We start from the raw sequence: 18,226 nt of genomic DNA, 5'->3' as shown, positions 1-18,226 counted from the left end.
CCGCGCCATGAAGCCCGTGTTCCCCTCCGGCCCGGCCACTCGAGCCGCCCTCTACGGAATAGGCCTGCTCTCAGCCCTCAAGGCACTTTCGCTGGTTCTCATGGCGCAGGCTGTGGCGGGTGCGCTGGCCGGGTTGGCCGGAAGTCCGTCCGATTGGACCAGCGGGCTGGTGTGGGGCGCCGTCGGCGCGGTGCTGCGGTCCCTGGCTGTCTGGGGCCAGGGCGTTGCGTCGCGGCGTGCCGCGCTGGGGGTCAAGGAGGAACTGCGGGCGCAGCTCCTCAAACGGTCACTGGCCGAGGGCGGAACGGCGGTTGAGGGCACGAACGACGGCGGGCTGGCTATCCTCGCCACGCGGGGCCTGGACGCACTGGATGACTACTACACCCAATACCTGCCGGCCCTGGTGAACTGCGCCACCGTTCCGCTGCTCATCGGTGCCCGGATACTGTTTGCCGACTGGGTAAGCGCCGTGGTCATCGTATTGACCGTTCCCTTGGTGCCGCTGTTCATGATCCTGATAGGCCGCCACACGGAAGATAGCGTCAGGGACGCCCAAACCACGCTGCGCAGATTGTCCGGGCACATCCTTGAACTTGCCAAGGGCCTGCCTGTGCTGGTGGGTTTGGGACGGGCCAGCGAGCAACGCGCAGCACTTGAGGACATTTCCGAGCAATACCGCAGCCGAACCATGGTCACGCTCCGGACGGCATTCCTCTCCGCCCTTGCCCTGGAACTCATAGCAACCATCTCGGTGGCTGTCGTAGCGGTCTTCATCGGCGTGCGGCTGGTTGCCGGAGACATGGCCCTGGAAGCCGGGCTTCTGGCACTGATCCTTGCTCCTGACTGCTACTTGCCCCTGCGTGAACTCGGTACCGCCCACCATGCCAGCGATGACGGCAGGGCAGCCTTGGAAACTGCCAACACCGTATTGAAGGCGCCCACGCACCATCGTCTTACCGATACCGAGCTACCTACCGAGAACCAGGCCTCCCGGGCCGGGCTGGCTGACATTGTGGTCGCAGGCCTCACGGTGACCTACACCGGACGGTCCGCACCCTCCGTCGAGCGTTTGGACTTTACCGCCCCGGCAGGCTCCGTTACAGCGCTGGACGGAGACAGCGGCGCCGGAAAAAGCACAGTCCTGGGTGTCCTGGCGGGCCTTATCGGGCCGGGCGCGGGCGCATCCGTGACCGGTACGGTAACTGGCGTATCAACGGGTACCGTGGCCTGGGTACCGCAACATCCCGTGATGGTGGCCGACACCGTGCAGGAGGAGATGGAGCTGTACCTTGGCGGGGAAGGGACAGCGGATACCGCACAGTCTGTAGTCAACATCCTGCGGAGAGTCTCGGCTGACCACCTCGCCGCCAAGCACCCTGCCGAGCTCAGCCCGGGGGAGTTGCGCCGTGTGGCTCTTGCTCGGGGTCTGGCCCGGCTCGAGTCCGGTGCCACCGTGCTGCTCCTGGACGAGCCCACCGCACATTTGGACCACTACTCAGCCAGCGTTGTCCGCTCGGCCATCACGTCCCTTCGAGGCTCTGCCACCGTGATACTGATAGCACACGACTCCGGCACCAGGGCGCTCGCCGACCATGTAGTCCGGGTGGAGCACTTACCTGCAGCGAAGCGGCCCGCCGCCGTGGCGGAACGAAGTGCTGCTGCCACCGCCGCCGTCGTTTCAACCCCTGCCTATCAGTCCACCTTTGCTGTCAACGCCGGGGCGAACGCACCCAATCCGGAAGCGCAGAACGCCGCCCTCCACACATCCTTGAACCAGGGATGGCTTCCCAACGTGCAACGCCTCGCGCTGGTCCTCCGGCCGGTCCAGGCCAAGTTCGCCGCGGCGGGCGTGGTCGGAGTCCTCGCCGCACTCTTCGCAGTCGCCCTTTCCGGCCTGTCAGGCTGGCTGATCATCCGGGCCAGCGAGCAGCCACCCATCCTCTACCTCCTGGGAGCGATCGTTGGTGTGCGCTTCTTCGGCATCGGCAGGGCCGTCCTTCGCTACTGCGAGCGGCTCCTGACCCACGACGCCATCTTTGCTGCGATGACACGCCTGCGCGGGGCGCTCTGGGCGACGCTGAGCCGCCGTGCACTCTCACTTCGCCGGCTTTTGCAGGGCGGCAACGTCCTGGGCTCGATCGTGGACGACGTTGACACACTCAGGGACCTGCTCCCGAGGGTCGCCCTCCCTCCGTTAACTGCCTTGGGCGTGGGCGCTGCGGCCATCACCGCAACTGCCATGGTGTTGCCTGTTGCCGTGCCCGCCGTTGCCTCTGCCACCTTGGTGGGACTCATTGTTGCGCCGGTCCTTGCCGTACTTGCTGACCGGAACGCCGCCAAGGCAGAACAACAGCTGCGCTCGGTGGTGCTCCGCGGTGTTGCGGCCGCCCTCGATGCCCGCGCCGAACTAACCGCCAACGGCGTGGCCGGACGCATCCTGACCGCACTCAGCGACAAGGACCGTGCCGCTACTGTTTCGGCGCAACGTTCTGCCTGGGCCGAAGGTCTCGGCCAGGCCGTCACCGTCCTCGCCTGCTCGCTCGCCGCCCTGTGGGCGGCGCTCCTGGGCGCTGAATCCGTTCAGGATGGTTCCGCCGCTCCTGCCTTGGTTGCCGTGATCGTGCTCATGCAACTGGCCCTCGTGGAGCCTTTCTCGGCAACCGTTTCCGCCGTCCGCCAAGGCCCTGCGCTCGCAGACATCCTGGGTCGCGTGGCAGCTACCGGGGCATTGTCCGCCTCCGCCGAGGCGGACAACGCAGATCACGACGCCGGTACGCACCCTTTGCCTGACCGCGAAGGCAAGGCGGGGCTGGAGTTGAACGGAATTGCGGCTGCATGGCCCGGTGGCCCCACGGTGTTCTCAAGGGTTACCGCTGAGGCAGCGCCGGGCCGATGGCTGGCAGTCACCGGCCCGTCGGGAGCCGGCAAATCAACGCTGCTTTCCGTCCTCCTTGGCTTCCTTCCCGTGAAGGAAGGCAGGGCCCTGCTCACGGGGAAAGCGGCGTGGTGTCCGCAGGAAGCCCACCTTTTCGACTCCACCATCCGGGGCAATCTCCTTCTGGCGAGGCCCGCGGGGAAGAAGCCCAACGAACAGGAAATGCATGAGGCCTTGCGGGACGTGGGGCTTGACGTGCTGGTGGAGACTTTGCCGGAGGGGCTCGACACACGTATTGGATCAGCCGGGGCATTCCTCAGCGGCGGTGAGCGGCAGCGCCTCGCCATGGCCAGGACACTCCTGACGGGCGCGCGGGTGCTGTTGCTGGATGAGCCTACGGCGCACCTGGACGCTGCTGCCGCACGCGAAATGATGGCCACCCTTCGCCGGGGTTTGCGGAACGTCACGGTGGTGTTGGTGACGCACAACCCGGAGGACATCGATCCAGCAGATGCCAGGCTGGAGCTCCCCAGCGCGGCTGGGCCCTGTTGCCTCACGTCAATACCTCCGGGAAGGGGCATACGTTGCGTCATTGGAAAACCTCCGGTTGGGTCGGCGGTTCCAGTCCTCGTTGACGGGTGGTTTGAGCGGTGCCGGCTGCTTTGCGGTGGAGAGTGTTTCAAGCCTGCGGGTGAGGGACAGGATTTGGCGGGACAGGGCGGCGGGTCTGACTTTTTGGTATTCGGTATTCATGCGGATCAGGGCCATTGGTGAGACATCGGGAGCAGCGGCCGTGCGCCGGTGCGCAGTGGCCGGGGCGTCATGTCTCTTGCTGACCTTGGCTCCCACTCGGACCTTGGATACGAGTTTTTGCTGGGGCAGCAGATAGTTGGTGAAGATCCGGTCCAGTTCCCAGATCTGATTGAGCAGCTCCAGCTCCGCAGGCGTGTCGTAGCGCAGGTAGCCGACCAGCTCGCGGACCCTGGACCAGTTCTTCTGCTCCACGTGGGCCCCGTCGTTCTTGTTGTACGGACGCGAACGGGTGAAGGTGATCCGCTGGTCCTGGCAGAAGTCGAAGAGCTGGTTGTTGATGAATTCGCCCCCGTTGTCCGAGTCGATGCCGATCACCGGGAACGGGAAGACGGATATAGCATGCTGCAGGGCCGCGAACACGTGCTTCTGCGCCCTGTTCGGCACGGACCGGTTGACCGTCCAGCCGGTGGCGATGTCCGTGACAGTCAGCGTGAAGCAGAACTGCCCTGAGTTGTTGGCTCCCTCGTGGCTGACCAGATCAATCTCCACGAACCCCGGCACAGCGTCATCCCACTGAGCCCAGGTGCGGATCGGAATCTGCGACTTCAGCAACGATCCCGGCTTGGTATGGGAGCGCCCGCGCGGCAGCAGCTTGGCCCGCTCCCCGGCCAGGCGCCTGTCGATCGTCGCCGCGCTCATCCGTGCCAACAGGGCCGCCTGAGCATCAGTGACCTGCAGCGCCTCCTCTGCCCGCAGCAGCGGAACAAGCTCGGGCAATTCCGCGGCCAGCAGCCTTCCCGCCGGAGCCCGCAGCACCGCCCAGCAGAGCACCAGCGCCTGCTGCAGATCCGCCCCGTACACGGGCGCCCGTCCGGGGCGAACGGGTCGCGGCCTCGGCGGATCGAGGGCGTGCCGCAGCACCGCCCGGGCGTAGTCCCGGTGCCAGCCTGTCAGTTCAACGACCTCGTCCAGAATCCTGCCCTTCCGGATCCGGTCACCGGCCCGATAGGACCTTGCCAGCTGCTTCGTCACGGCCTTGCGCTCCGCCATCGTCAAACCCATCCACCCTGCGTAACCCGCACGCACCCGCCCGGCAACCCCGCACCAGCCGGAGGATTATTTATGAGGCAACGTATGCCCCTTCGCGGAGGTTTTTTATGAGTCAACGCGTGGGCTGGTGAGAGTGCCTACTCCCCAGTAGCCTGTTGGCATGCCTTCTGAGGTTCCACCCCTGATCCAGCCCGATGCCAGCCAAACGGGCCTGCAGTGGCGGCCTGCCACAACTGCGGACCTCGGCAACTGGGCGGATCTGATCGCCCGGACTGCCGCCGTCGAGCATCCCGTCTGGTTCGAAAAGCGTGGCGACCTTGTCCACGTCCTGGAGTCAACCAAAAATGATCCCGGGACCAACACGCTTCTGGGATTCGATGCGGATGGTATTGCCCGCGCGTACGGAAGAATCACAAAAAACCCCGAAGGGGACAAGGCCACAGGCATGGGCTGCGTAGACCCGGACTGGCAACGCCGCGGCGTGGGGTCGGCTGTGCTCGCGTGGCAGGAAGCACAGACCCGGAGAAGGTTTCACGCCGACAACGCAGCAGGGCGCAGTACTGCGCCGCCCCGCCTCCGCATCCAAACGGAAGAACAACACCCGCACCAGGCGGCGCTGCTCCGGGCCAGGGGCTATGACGTTGTGCGCTGGTTCAACGAAATGCATCGGCCGTTGTCAGGGCCTGCTTCCACGCCTGCTCCAGCAGCACCGCTTGAGCCCGGACTGGAACTATCCACGTTTGACCCATCCCTGCACGAGGCTGTTCGCCTGGCCCACAACGATGCCTTCAGGGACCACTGGGGAAGCGAGCCACGCGACGAAGAGACCTGGCGGTTCACCGTTGAGGAACCCACGGCAAGGCACGATTGGAGCGCCGTAGTGGTTGACGCCGCCACGGGTGAAGTGGCTGGATACCAGCTGGCCAGCCATGATCCCGACTCAGCAGCCGTCCGCGGCTTCAAGGAGGGTTACACCGAGCTGCTTGGAGTCCGGCGGGCCTATCGCGGCCGGGGAATAGCGCAAGCACTGCTGGCAGACGCCCTACGGCGATTCACCGCCGCCGGGATGGACATTGCATCCCTGGACGTAGATTCTGCAAATCCGACAGGGGCCCTGGCACTCTACCTCGGCATGGGATACAGCCCGGTGAACCGGAGCATGACGTGGGAAAAGACGCTATAGCCAGGCGCGCCTAGCCGTCAACGTCGTGGAGGTGATGGACAACATCGTGCAGGAAGTACTGCGAGAACGTGAGCACGGTGAATTCAGAACCGTTGCTTCGCCGCCCTGTACGCTGCCATTCATCCTGCACCACCCGTGCGAAGGACTCAGCGATCTGCTCCCCTTCCGCGATCAACTCGTCAGCGACGGTGCGGGGGTCCGAACGTCCATATTCGCCATCGATGGCCGCTTGGTCCTGGTCCCAATTGGCAAATTCGGCGTTGTCATCACTCAGCATCAGGTTCAGCCTCTTATCGAAAAGGCTGAAGACATCCCGCACGTGGCATGCATATTCCAAGGGCGACCACGTGTGATCATTCGGGCGTGCCGCGACGTCCTCGCGGCGCAGAACGGCGCGCCACCTCGGAAGCATGTTGAGCACAGTGCCCGGGACCGTGGACGGCGTCACGGTGGAGGCGTCAAAGCCGCATTCGGGGCAGGGCTTTGAAAGCACCCACGTCCAGTCTTTTTCGTCAGGGATGATCGGCATGCCGCCAGTCTAAGGGGTCTCCGCCGGCAATCTCAGGCAAGGGCTAAAACCTGCGTCTGTTTGCCACTGACTTCGTTGCCGCCCAGGAGTAAAGTTCGCTCCGGGGAGAGAGTCGGAAAGAGAAAAACATGCTCAAGGATCAGCAAGTGGGTGCCGTTCTTCCGGCATCGGATATTGCCCGGGCCCGCGCGTACTACAGCGAGAAACTCGGACTCGAACCAGAAAATCCAGACGCCGACGACAACCTTCAGTACAGGTGCGGAGACGGGACCGGATTCTTCATCTACCAAACATCCAATGCAGGGACCGCCAAGAACACCCAGATGGGCTGGATGGTCAGTGACGTCGCCGCCACGATGGAGGAACTCCGCGGGAAGGGTGTCAAGTTCGAGGACTACGATTTCCCAGGCCTGAAGACTGAAAACGGCATTGCAACGATGCCGGACGGAACCGCAGCAGCCTGGTTCCTGGACTCAGAGGGAAACATTCTGAGCATCAACCAAAACGGCTAACCCAGCCGGACATGGCCTGACAGGGGCAGCCTGCCAAGCCAGGGCATACAGGCAGGGCCGGCGGTCTGCAACCGCCGGCCCTGCTGTTGTTCCTTGTGCTATTTTCGGCGGCGGCCTACTCGGTGGACACAGCCATTTCGTCCCAGGCCATGCTCGGCCCGATCGCCTCAACCGGCTGGGACAGCGGCACGCCGGAGCCGTCCCTGCGGCCGTGCTCGTGGGGCAGTGCCCTGGCTACACCGGCGGCCGATGACGCCTTTGCTGGTCCGTGCCCGGCCCACGCAAGGAGCAGTGTGTCTTCACCCTTGAGGAACCGGTGGACGCGGACGCCGCCGGTGGCGCGGCCCTTCGCGGGATACTCGTCGAAAGCCGTCACCTTCGCGGTTCCGGGCGCGGTGCCTGGCAGGGCGCCGTTGGTACCGGCAATGGTCACCACGACGGCGGCAGGATCGTCGGCGCGCACGGTGCCGAAGTGAATCACCTCGTCGTCAGCGGCGAGCTTGATCCCCGCCATACCGCCCGCAGTTCGTCCCTGTGGACGCACGTTGGACGCACTGAACCGCAGCAATTGGGCCTGCTTTGTCACGAAGACGAGTTCGACGTCGTCCTCCTGCGCGGGTTCCACGGCCAGAACGGTGTCCTTGTCCTTGAGCGAAATGATTTCCCAGTCCTCACGGTTCAGCGGGTACTCCGGCTGAACACGCTTCACTACGCCCTGCACGGTTCCAACGGCAAGGATGGCATCCAACGGAACCAGCGCAACCAACGTCTCGCCCTTGACCAGAGTGATGAAGTCCTTGGCCGGCACTCCACCGGCCAGGTTTGGAAGGCCGCCGACAGGGGGCAGGGCGGGCATATCCATGACCTGCAGGCGCAACATGCGGCCCAGGGAAGTGACGGCGCCGATCTCACCACGGGCCGTGGTCTTCACCACTGAACGGAAGACGTCGTGCTTCGCCCGCGGACCAGCCTCGGCCAGCGGTTCCTGGTTGGTTGTCCGTGCGATCTGTCCCGACACGCTGAGGAGGGCCCAGCAGGGGTCGTCCGGGATTTCCAACGGAAGGGCCGCGGCCTTGCCCTTGGGTCCAGGTACCGCAGCGGCAAGGGCTGCGGCGACAGTGGGGGAGACTGCCTCGGACTCCAGGAGCACGGTTCGCCGGGGAGTACCGTACTTCGTGGCGATTTCGGCCAGCTCACCCGAAACGAGGTCGCGGAGCAGCTCGTCGGAGCCAAGGATGGCCTCCAGGGCTTCGATCTCGCGGCGCAGCTCGTCCTGCTCCTTCTCCAATTCAAGGCGGGAGTACTTGGTCAGCTGCCGCAGGCGCAGTTCCAGGATGTAGTTGGCCTGGATCTCGGTGAGGTCATAGATGGACATCAGCCGCTCACGGGCTGCGGAAGCTTCATCAGAGGAACGAATGATCTGGATGACTTCATCGATATCGACGATCGCGATCAGCAGGCCTTCCACCAGGTGGAGGCGGTCCTTCTTCTTGCCCAACCGGAAAGCCGTCCGACGTCGAACCACATTGAGACGGTGGTCCACGTAAACCTGCAGGAGCTGCAGCAGGCCAAGAGTCTGCGGCTGGCCGTCAACCAAGGTGACATTGTTGATGCCGAACGAATCTTCCATGGGCGAATAGCGGTACAGCTGCTGAAGGACGGCGTTGGGGTTGAAGCCGTTCTTCAGCTCAATGACCAGCCGCAGGCCATGGTTGCGGTCCGTGAGGTCCACGACGTCGCTGATGCCGGTCAACTTCTTGGCGTTGACGGCGTCCTTGATCTTTTCGATGACCTTTTCCGGGCCAACCATGTAAGGCAGCTCGGTCACCACCAGGCCGGTCCGGCGGGCAGACAGCTGCTCCACTTCCACCTTGGCACGCGTCTTGAAGGAACCGCGGCCCGTGGCATAGGCATCGCGGATGCCGTCCAGGCCCACGATGCGGCCACCCGTGGGAAGGTCCGGGCCCGGAACGTACTTCATGATGTCATCCAGAGTGGCGTCCGGATTCGCGATCAGATGGCGTGCGGCGGCAATGACCTCAACGAGGTTGTGCGGAGCCATGTTCGTCGCCATGCCGACTGCAATGCCCGTAGTGCCGTTGACCAGCAGGTTGGGAAACGCTGCCGGAAGGACGTCAGGCTGGGTCAACTGGTTGTCGTAGTTGGGGACGAAATCCACAACGTCTTCGTCGAGGTGGTCCGTCATGGTCAGCGCAGCCGCTGCCAGGCGCGCCTCGGTGTAACGCGGGGCGGCAGGACCGTCGTCGAGCGATCCAAAGTTACCGTGGCCATCGATCAACGGCAGGCGCAGGGAAAAGTCCTGGGCCATGCGGACCATGGCGTCATAGATCGCGGCATCGCCATGCGGATGGAGTTTTCCCATGACTTCGCCCACGACGCGCGCACTCTTGACGTGCCCCCGGTCCGGGCGCAAACCCATGTCCGCCATCATGTAGAGGATGCGGCGCTGAACCGGTTTGAGGCCATCACGTGCGTCAGGAAGGGCTCGCGAATAGATCACCGAGTAGGCGTACTCCAGGAAGGAGCCCTCCATCTCGGAAGTGACGTCGATGTCGACGATGTTCTCGGTGAAATCGCCGAGAGGCTCGCCTTTGCGTGCGGGAGTTTGGCTGCGGGCCATGGGGTCGGTGGATCCTTAAAGATGTACTGCGGATGTTTTAGCTAGGCTAAGCCTATGGTGGATCAGCCCGGCGTCGGCATTTATCCGGAATATTGGGAGGCCGATGTCGTCCTGCGTGACGGCGGGACAGCCCACCTCCGCCCCATCCGCCCCCAGGACGCAGATGCCCTGCAGGCCTTCCATGCCGGTCAATCCCAGGCTTCCATCTACATGCGGTTTTTCTCCTTCAAGCCCAAACTGTCCGGAAAAGAAGTGCGGCGCTTCACTGAAGTCGACCATGTGAACCGGGTGGCGTTCGTCATCACGATCGGTGGCGAAATCATGGGAGTGGGCCGCTACGACCGGCTGGAGGACCCCGACGAAGCCGAGGTGGCGTTCAACATTTCGGACGCCCATCAAGGCCGCGGCATTGGCTCAATCCTCCTGGAGCATCTCGCCGCAGCCGCCCGCGAGAACGGTATTCGTCGGTTCATCGCCGAGGTCCTCCCCGAAAACCGCAAGATGCTCATGGTGTTCGCCGATGCCGGCTATGACCTCAAGCGCGGGTTTGACGACGGCGTTGTGAGCGTCGAGTTCAATATCGACCCCACCGAAAAATCGCGGGCGGTGATGGAGTCCCGCGAACACCGCGCAGAGGCCCGCAGCGTGCGCGACCTGCTGGCGCCGTCGTCGGTGGCGGTGATCGGTGCCAGCCGCAAATGGGGGACAGTAGGCTACCAACTACTGGAACACATTATTGAGGGTGGCTTTGAGGGCCCGGTCTATGCGGTGAACCCGGAGGCCTTCGAGCTGGCCGGCATGATCTCCTTTGCCCGCTTATCGGAAATCCCCGGGCCCGTTCAACTGGCGATCATCGCAGTGCCTTACGAGGAAGTGCCCAAAGTAGTGGACGACTGCGCAGCAGCAGGCGTCAAGGGCATCGTGGTTGCAACCGCCGGATTTGCCGACGACGGCGAAAGGGGCCTCGCGCGCCAACACGAGTTGGTGCGGCGCGCCCGGGCCAATGGCATGCGGGTTATCGGGCCAGAGTCACTGGGAATACTGAACACCCATCCAGCCGTATCCCTCAACGCCTCCATGGCGCCGAGCATGCCGCCCCGAGGAGGCCTGGGCCTTTTCAGCCAGTCAGCGGCCGTGGGCGTGGCCGTCTATGCCGCGGCCAGGCGGCGCCGGTTGGGCCTGTCCACATTTCTCTCCGCCGGGAACCGCGCAGATGTCTCGGGCAACGACGCCATGCAGTACTGGGAGGACGACGCCGATACTTCCGCCGTAGGGCTCTACCTGGAGTCAATCGGGAATCCCCGTAAATTCTCCCGGCTTGCCCGCAGGCTGTCCCGGAGCAAACCGGTGATCGTCGCCAAATCCGACGTCACGGGCCTCCGCCTTCCGCCCGGACATGAAGTCCGGACCACCCAAGCACCCGCCGCAGCAGTGGACGCAATGATGAGGCAGGCAGGGGTCATCAGGGTGGGAACCATTGAGCAATTGATGGACATCGCCCAGATCGTCTCCTCCCAGGCATTGCCCGCCGGCCCTGGCCTGGCTGTCTACTCCAATTCAGTCGCCTTGGCGAAAGTCGTCGCTGACAGTGCCGGGCCCCTTGGGCTGGATGTCAACCGGTTGGTAACGGACGTCGATCTCGACGCCGGCATGTCAATCGCCCTTCCAGCGCTCCGGGCCAGCCTGCAGGCAAGCCTCGCGGACGAATCCGTCAACGCCATCGTGGCCGCACTCCTGCCTGCACGCGGACTCACGGTAGAAGCGCTCGCCGGTGTCCTGGCCGAGTGTGCGGCGGAGGCCGGCAAGCCCGTGGTAGCTGTATTCACAGGCATTCTGGACCCCTCCATCCCCGTGGAAGGAATGGTAGGCGGCTCCGATGGTCCGTTACTGCCCTGCTATTCCAATGCAGGTGCCGCAGTCGGTGCCCTGGCCGCGATCGTCCGCTACGCCCAATGGCTGGATCGCGACCAAGGTCTTTTCGTCGAGCCCGGTGGCTGCGACGTCGAAGGGACCAAGGCAACACTGGCCAGGATGCTGACCGGCGTGACGGGCGAGAAACTCCGCAAGCTCGACGCCGGTGCTGCCGCGGAACTACTCGCCGGCTACGGTATCGCCGTGGTGCCGACAATCGGCTTCGGGACGCCGGAGGAAGCTGTTGAAGCAGCCGAACGCGTGGGCTGGCCAGTGGTTCTGAAGACCACTGACCCCACCCTGAGGCACCGCCTGGACCTGGGCGGCGTCCGGCTGGACATCCAGGATGCAGAGTCCTTGCTGCAGAACATCGCGCAAATGAAGCGGGCACTGGAACCCTACGGTTCGCCGTCCCTCGAAGTCCAGGCAATGGCCCCGGTAGGCCAGGCGTGCACCTTCCGCGCAATGGAGGACCCCTTGCTGGGTCCAGTGGTGTCCTTCGGCTTGGCAGGGGACGCAGTGAATCTGCTGGACGATTGGGCACACCGGGTCCCACCGTTGTCCGCGGCAGACCTGCACGACCTCATCCGCTCACCGCGGGCGTCGAGGAAACTGTTCGGCTATCAGGGGCTCCCCGCAGTGGATGTTCCTGCCCTGGAGGACATCGCCGCCAGGCTGGCCAAACTCAAGGATGACCACCCCGGAATTGCCCTGGTGGAGTTCAACCCTGTGCTCGGAGGCCCTGAAGGTGCAACGATTCTGGGTGCCGATGTGTGGATCGGTAACGCGGCCAGGCGCACCGACAGCGCTCGCAGGGCAATGCGCGGCTAGGCGCTTCCTGCACGCCAGCGACAGGCCCAGTGGCCGGGCACGCAGTTAGGAAGTCCCCAGTGGATCTGTGAAAATGGGGGAATGAGCACCCAGTCTCCGACGCCTCAGTCCCGTCCGTCCAACGCCGGGCACCACAGCGCCCATAACCACAGCTTGCAGGGACAGAGCCTGGACCAGGCGCTGCAACAGGCTGGTTTCTACCCCCGGCTGGTGGCCGACGTCGTGGATGACGCCTTGGATGGCCGCGACTGCCTGTCACACCTGGTGCACCTTGAGACGCACTTCGATCGCGCCGAGGTTCGCCGCCACATCACAGTGCTGGTGCTCACCGAAGACATGCTGGTGATCACCCACGTTGACGATCAGCAACTGGATGAAGCCGGGGAGCAGATCGTTGCCCAGATTTCCACGGAGTCCGTACCCGTGGCACAGATCCGTTCCGTGGTCCTTAGCTACATGTATTCGCAGCCGCAGGACTACAAGCCGTCGGATCCCGTTCGGGAAATGACGGTGTCCATTGCCTGGTCCGGCGGGCAGCGCCTGGACATGGGCCCGGCAAGCTGCGGTGATCCACAGTGCGAAGCGGACCATGGCTACAGCGGAACCATTGCCCAGGAGGACATCGTCCTGCGCATCAGTGCCGAAGCGGACGGCCTCCAAGCGGTCCAGGATGCCAAGGTCTTCGCACGCGCCCTTCGTGCCGTGAACACGGCAAATCCCACACCCGTCCCACACACCGGCATCCCCGCGCCGCGGCCACGTTCGGGGGTCTTCAGCAACCGCTTGAGCCGCGGACACCAGCGTTGAGGGTGACTGCACAGGAGCACACGCAGCCAACGTCCGGTACGGCGCCGGCCCTGGACCTCCCTTCGCCCCCGCTCTTTGGGAGCAGATCGATCGCCGAAGTCTTCACCAGTGCGGCCGCGAGCATGGGCATCCCCGGATTTGCCAACCAGCTTCACCTGCCTGCCGCGCAGCGTGTCTGTGTGGTCCTCGCCGATGGGCTGGGCCGTAGCCTGCTCAAACAAAAGGCCTCGCACACACCGTTCCTGCGGTCCATTCTGTCCAGCGGACAGGGCAGCGTCCCCAACTGGATTGATTCCGCTTTTCCCAGCACCACAGCGGCTTCCCTCGCCAGCCTGGGCACAGGGCTTCCTGCCGGGCAGCACGGCATGGTGGGCTATGACGTCCTGGATCCTTCCCAGGACAAAGTAGTGAACCTGCTTGGCAACTGGGACGCCCACGTGGACCCTGCGCTTTGGCAGCCGCACGCTACCGTGTTCGAACGCATTGGTGCCGAAGCCGACGTCGTTACCGTGAGCCTCCCGCAGTTCGGCAATTCCCCCATGACCCAAGCAGCCCTCCGGGGCAGCCGTTTCGTGGGCGGCACAAGCCTGCATGCGCGCACAGCCGCCGCAGCAGAGGCAATGTCCGGCGGCGGCCCATCCCTGATGTACTTCTACGTCAACGAGTTGGACAAAGCCGGTCACCGCTACGGCTGCCAGTCCGACCGCTGGGAACACCAACTTGAAGAGCTCGACTCCACCGTCAAGAGACTGTCCGCGACGCTGCCCCCTGGAACCACTATCGTGCTGACCGGGGATCACGGAATGCTGGACGTTCCCGAGTCCCAGCGCATTGACTTCTCAGCTGATGCCTCACTCGTCGCCGGGGTCCGCCACACTGCAGGCGAGCCCCGCATGGTGCATCTCTACCTTGAGCCCGGCCTTCCTGAAACCCAGCGCGAGCTACTGATCTCTGCCTGGCGGGCAAGGTTTGGCGAACGCATCTGGGCTTTCACCCGTGAGCAGGCGATAGGCGCCGGATTGTTCGGTGACGTCCAGCCGGAGGTGGCGCCGCGCATCGGCGATGTCATGATCGCCGCCCGGGATACCCTTGCCCTTTACGACACCCGCAGGGTCCGTCCGGCATCGTTGGAAGTAGTCGGCCAACATGGGTCCTTGACGAAGGCGGAGCGCGAAGTGCCATTCCTTTGCTTCCCGGCGGCCGGCAAAAAGGGCAAACGTGGCTGAACTCGTCTTCTTCTCGGGCACCATGGACTGCGGTAAGTCCACCTTGGCTTTGCAAATGGACTACAACCACCGCGCGCGGGGCAGGGGCGGGGTACGTTTCAGCTGCAACGACCGCGCAGGTGATTCGACGATTTCCAGCAGGTTGGGCCTCCGGACAGACGCCGCTGAAGTCCGTGCGGACACGGACTTCTGGGACGAAGTGGTTGTACGCCGGACCAGTGGGCTCCGTGTGGACTATCTGATCTGCGATGAAGCCCAATTCTATTCCGCTGCCCAGGTGGAGCAACTGGCACGCCTGGTGGATGAGATGGAGGTGGACGTCTTCGCCTTCGGGATCACCTCGGACTTTCGAACCACCCTGTTTCCCGGCTCCCAACGTCTGATCGAACTCGCTGACAAAGTACAGGTGCTACAGGTCGAGGCACTGTGCTGGTGCGGGCGCCGGGCAACTCAAAATGCCCGAACCGTGGACGGCATCATGGTGGTGGAAGGGGACCAGGTCATGGTTGGCGATGTTGCTCCCCAGACCGCCGGCGACGCCCAGGCCATGAGCAATGAAGTTCGGACAGGGGAAGCTGCCGGCCATGAACCGGTGGTTGGCTATGAGACGTTGTGCCGACGCCATTACATGCGCCGCGTGACAGCCCACGGGGCCAACCTGATGGCCGGCGGAGACCAAACTCTGCCGTTCGACGTCGATGCCTGCCTGTGGCCCGGAGCGGGCTCCGGCACTGGCTCCGGCCTGAAGCCAAGCTAGGTGCTGGTCGCCGCGCTGGATGCTGGTCGCCGCGCTGGGTGCTGGTCGCCGCGCTGGATGCTAGTCGCCGCGGGCGCCGAAGACGATCTCGTCCCAACTGGGGATGCTTGACCGCTTTGGACGGGAGGGCTGGCGCTCTACGGGTGCCTCAGCATCCTTGTGGGTGTTATGGTCCCCGGCCTCAACGCTTGCCTTGTCCTGCGCGGCTGGCTCTGTACGCGAGACAGCACGATCGGACTGTGTTTGCGGGGTCGTGGCGCCGCCAAGCAGTTCGTCCAACCCTGCCCGTTGCGTTTGGCTGGCCCCGGAATCAATTCGATCCGCATCCCTGGGATCATGAGCGCCGACCGCCCCCGGCTTGCGGTCGGTTAAGGACGTCACGGGCCTCAGTGGGCTGGCCACAACGGTGATTTCCCGTGTTTCCGTGCTGACGCCATCGTGGAGCTTCAGTGAGTCGTCGTCGTTTGAGTCATGGTTCCGGGGCGCGAGGCTAAGCCGGGACAGCATGGACGGGCGTCCGTCCTTCCGCGCAGGCTCGGCCACGGGAGAAGCTTCCGGTTCCGGTTGATCTGCGGCGGGTTCCTCGGCCGGGTGTTGATCTTCACCGGTTGAACGCGGGTGGGCTGCAGGAACGTTGCTGAGCAGGACGGCCAGGGCGTCATCGCCGTCCTCGTCCACGCCCAGGCGCTGCCCGCGCCGTGAGCGGAGCATTTCCAGGAGGCTGTCGGACTCTTTCGCAGACGCGCGTGCCGCGGTTTCGGCGTCCGTCTCAAAGTCGAAAGGACGATCGGAGACGGCGGCAAGCCGGCGCGTAGGAACGGGCCCGTCCAGGGGCTCCAGTTCACTGAGCTGCTGGGCCCAGCGGTTGGCGTTCTGCAGGGATTTCCGCTGCGGACTGAACGTCCACATCGCGGGCGGCTCCTCGCCGATGCTGCCGCGCGTACCGGGGACCGCCTCAAAGCGCGCGACGACGGTCCAGGAACCATCCGAACGGCGCCACGAGTCCCATTCAACCGTTGAAGAATCGATGCCGTGCGCGGACAGGCGGTGGGCTACCATTTCGCCGAGTGTCGCTGGATTGTCGCCAAAGGCGGAACGATAGATGTCCTGGCCCGGTGCCGGGGAAGCTACTTCAATGTTCCTGGCCTGCTGCGCAACGTACTCACGCTCGGCCAGGACCGGGCCCTCGTAGCGTTGCACGTTGGCAAGGGGCAACCCGGACAACTCCGCTACCTCGGCCGCCGTAGCTCCACTGCGGATTCTGGACTGAATATCCCTGGGGGACATGGCAATCGGGGTGTTTGACGCCCGCGCAGCAACCTGGGCGGGGGTCCTGCTCGTCGCGGCACGAAGTGCCTCGTCGATCGGAAGCTGGAACATCGCACCGCCGGGTCCGCTAAGGAGCAGATGCCCGCCGTCGTCGTGGACGCCTACCAGCCGTAGATCCTGCATAACACCCTCCACCACATGGCATAACTGACATTCGAAACTCTGCCACCCCCGTTGCCCTTTTCCTACTAGGACAAAGGGCGTGCCGTGATATTCCGGCGAAAATGGCAGATTACCGGCCGGTTCCGTCCCTGCAATCCGAGCTCAAATTGCTGCCTCTGGACAATCGCTGGACAGGGGAGGACAATCTGGCCGATATCGGGCACAAATCCGGGGCGTCCGGCGTTACACCCTTAGACCGGCGGCGGGCAGGAAATCCGCCAGGCCGGAATCCTACCCGGAGCAAGTACGACAGGACGAAGAAGGACCATGGCCACGGATTACGATGCCCCTCGAAAGACCGAGGAAGACGTCAGCGAGGACTCGATTGAGGAACTCAAGACGCGCCAGTCGGGGAAGCAATCCTCTGCGGTGGATGTCGATGAGACCGATCTTGCCGATGGCTTCGAGCTCCCCGGAGCGGACCTATCCGGAGAAGAGCTCCTTATTCAAGTCATGCCACCACAGCCTGACGAATTCACGTGCTACAACTGCTTCCTTGTGAAGCACCGCTCCCAGATTGCAGCTGAGAGGAACGGGCACCTGTACTGCACGGAATGCGAGAGCTAGCAGCTAACGTGCGCCCAGCGCAGCGACGAGTTCGTCCGGGCGGCGCGAAGACACCAGCCAGTAGGGTGTTCGATCGGCGGGATCGGTGATCTCGATTTTCACGACGGCATCGATCCACCCGCGGAAGCACATGTAGGCGAGGCCATTGAGGCGGGTTCCACGTTCGGCGGTGGCCGCCTCTTTTCTGAAGGCCTCGACGCTGCCGACGAATTTACGGTCGATAGTGGCCCGTCCCACCCTAAGGCTGTCCCGCGTAACGGTGATGGTGGGTGTTGAAACCACCAGCAGGGTGGTCATGACGGCCAGAAGCACCAGGGCGGCGGTGATGCCCGCGGCGGCACTGATGGGTGCGAACATCAGGATTCCGGCGCTCGAGAGGCCCACGACGACAACCCAGATCCAGATGGTCGGCCATAATTTCTCGGTGAAGAGCACCTGGGAGGCGGAGGGACTGTTCCGGGCAGGCATGGGGACGGACTGGTCAGGCGTAGGCATGGGTCCAGCTTATCGGCCCTTGGGCCGGCTAACTGCCCGGAGTGCCCGCAGGGATGTGCCCCACGTAGAATGGTCCACTGTGAGCAACGAGACCGCAGTATTCAGTAATGACACCACCGCAGCGTATGGCGCGCCCACTTTGGACGTTCAGCTGAAAATGCTCGACGCCGGGCTGGAAGCACCGTCCTACGCGCACCCGGGCGATGCCGGCGCGGACCTGCGGGCCCGCGAGGACGTGAAACTTGCCCCGGGTGAACGGAAATTGGTTCCTACGGGCGTTTCGATTGCCCTCCCGGATGGCTTTGTTGCCCTGATCCACCCGCGGTCCGGGCTCGCCACCAAACATGGCCTCACCGTTGTCAATGCACCCGGGACTGTGGACGCAGGTTACCGCGGCGAAATCGCGGTCACCTTGTTGAACACTGACCTGAACCACGCCATTGAGCTCAAGCGCGGCGATAGAATTGCCCAAATGGTGATTCAGCGCGTCGAGTACGCGCGCTTCGTGATGGTTGATGATCTATCCGACTCCGCCCGCGGTACGGGCGGCTTTGGTTCCACTGGCGGATTCAACGCACCGGTGGCCTGATAACCCACG

Annotated in this window: 13 protein-coding genes and 1 pseudogene; 9 read left to right on the top strand and 5 right to left on the bottom strand. The window is 64.1% G+C overall.

Annotation, left to right across the window (positions count from 1 at the left end; genetic code table 11):
- The first annotated feature begins 7 nt into the window (after positions 1–7).
- Positions 8–3,649 (top strand): thiol reductant ABC exporter subunit CydD, encoded by a 3,642-nt coding sequence (gene cydD / locus AC6I97_RS15585; protein WP_497945369.1) that lies wholly within the window; start codon positions 8–10, stop codon positions 3,647–3,649.
- Positions 3,650–3,910: 261 nt separating this feature from the next.
- Here cydD and AC6I97_RS15580 read toward each other — a convergent pair.
- A pseudogene (locus AC6I97_RS15580) lies at positions 3,911–4,327 on the bottom strand (integrase catalytic domain-containing protein); the annotation flags it as partial.
- Positions 4,328–4,838: 511 nt separating this feature from the next.
- Here AC6I97_RS15580 and AC6I97_RS15575 point away from each other — a divergent pair.
- The gene (locus AC6I97_RS15575) at positions 4,839–5,861 is read left to right on the top strand and encodes a GNAT family N-acetyltransferase (RefSeq protein WP_497945368.1); all 1,023 of its coding nucleotides are present in this window, start codon (positions 4,839–4,841) and stop codon (positions 5,859–5,861) included.
- 10 nt (positions 5,862–5,871) lie between these two features.
- On the opposite strand, the gene AC6I97_RS15570 is transcribed toward AC6I97_RS15575, so the two are convergent.
- Complete coding sequence (locus AC6I97_RS15570; RefSeq protein ID WP_497945367.1) at positions 5,872–6,390, bottom strand: DinB family protein; 519 nt, start codon at positions 6,388–6,390, stop codon at positions 5,872–5,874.
- A 128-nt stretch (positions 6,391–6,518) separates the two neighbouring features.
- Here AC6I97_RS15570 and AC6I97_RS15565 point away from each other — a divergent pair, with 128 nt between their 5' ends.
- On the top strand, positions 6,519–6,902 hold the full coding sequence (locus AC6I97_RS15565; protein WP_224089609.1) for a VOC family protein: 384 nt from the start codon (positions 6,519–6,521) through the stop codon (positions 6,900–6,902).
- Positions 6,903–7,017: 115 nt separating this feature from the next.
- On the opposite strand, the gene AC6I97_RS15560 is transcribed toward AC6I97_RS15565, so the two are convergent.
- Positions 7,018–9,543 (bottom strand): DNA gyrase/topoisomerase IV subunit A, encoded by a 2,526-nt coding sequence (locus AC6I97_RS15560; protein WP_309930668.1) that lies wholly within the window; start codon positions 9,541–9,543, stop codon positions 7,018–7,020.
- A gap of 54 nt (positions 9,544–9,597) precedes the next feature.
- Here AC6I97_RS15560 and AC6I97_RS15555 point away from each other — a divergent pair, with 54 nt between their 5' ends.
- The 4 genes from AC6I97_RS15555 to AC6I97_RS15540 all read left to right on the top strand — a co-directional run bounded on the left by AC6I97_RS15555 (position 9,598) and on the right by AC6I97_RS15540 (position 15,075).
- Positions 9,598–12,285, top strand: coding sequence for a bifunctional acetate--CoA ligase family protein/GNAT family N-acetyltransferase (locus AC6I97_RS15555; protein ID WP_497945366.1), 2,688 nt, complete (start codon positions 9,598–9,600; stop codon positions 12,283–12,285).
- Between the two features lie 81 nt (positions 12,286–12,366).
- A complete protein-coding gene (locus AC6I97_RS15550; protein WP_224089611.1) occupies positions 12,367–13,092 on the top strand; it encodes a DUF5998 family protein in 726 nt (241 codons plus the stop codon).
- A complete protein-coding gene (locus AC6I97_RS15545; protein ID WP_497945365.1) occupies positions 13,089–14,318 on the top strand; it encodes an alkaline phosphatase family protein in 1,230 nt (409 codons plus the stop codon). The genes AC6I97_RS15550 and AC6I97_RS15545 overlap by 4 nt, the downstream gene beginning before the upstream one ends.
- Positions 14,311–15,075, top strand: coding sequence for a thymidine kinase (locus tag AC6I97_RS15540; protein ID WP_497945364.1), 765 nt, complete (start codon positions 14,311–14,313; stop codon positions 15,073–15,075). Before AC6I97_RS15545 ends, AC6I97_RS15540 begins: the two co-directional genes overlap by 8 nt.
- Positions 15,076–15,135: 60 nt before the next feature.
- Here the strand turns inward: AC6I97_RS15540 and sepH are convergent, their stop codons facing one another.
- Positions 15,136–16,527, bottom strand: coding sequence for a septation protein SepH (gene sepH, locus AC6I97_RS15535; RefSeq protein ID WP_497945363.1), 1,392 nt, complete (start codon positions 16,525–16,527; stop codon positions 15,136–15,138).
- 306 nt (positions 16,528–16,833) lie between these two features.
- Here sepH and AC6I97_RS15530 point away from each other — a divergent pair, with 306 nt between their 5' ends.
- Entirely contained in the window at positions 16,834–17,133 is a 300-nt protein-coding gene (locus AC6I97_RS15530; protein ID WP_224089614.1) for a DUF4193 domain-containing protein, read from the top strand.
- A gap of 3 nt (positions 17,134–17,136) precedes the next feature.
- Here the strand turns inward: AC6I97_RS15530 and AC6I97_RS15525 are convergent, their stop codons facing one another.
- Entirely contained in the window at positions 17,137–17,628 is a 492-nt protein-coding gene (locus tag AC6I97_RS15525; RefSeq protein WP_497945362.1) for a DUF3093 domain-containing protein, read from the bottom strand.
- Positions 17,629–17,707: 79 nt separating this feature from the next.
- Here AC6I97_RS15525 and dut point away from each other — a divergent pair, with 79 nt between their 5' ends.
- The gene (dut, locus tag AC6I97_RS15520) at positions 17,708–18,217 is read left to right on the top strand and encodes a dUTP diphosphatase (RefSeq protein ID WP_224089615.1); all 510 of its coding nucleotides are present in this window, start codon (positions 17,708–17,710) and stop codon (positions 18,215–18,217) included.
- The last annotated feature ends 9 nt before the right edge of the window (positions 18,218–18,226 follow it).

This window comes from Arthrobacter sp. TmtSoilC48, assembly GCF_059739425.1.
Note: the sequence above shows the minus strand (reverse complement) of the source record. Positions and strands in the feature narration are given on the sequence as shown.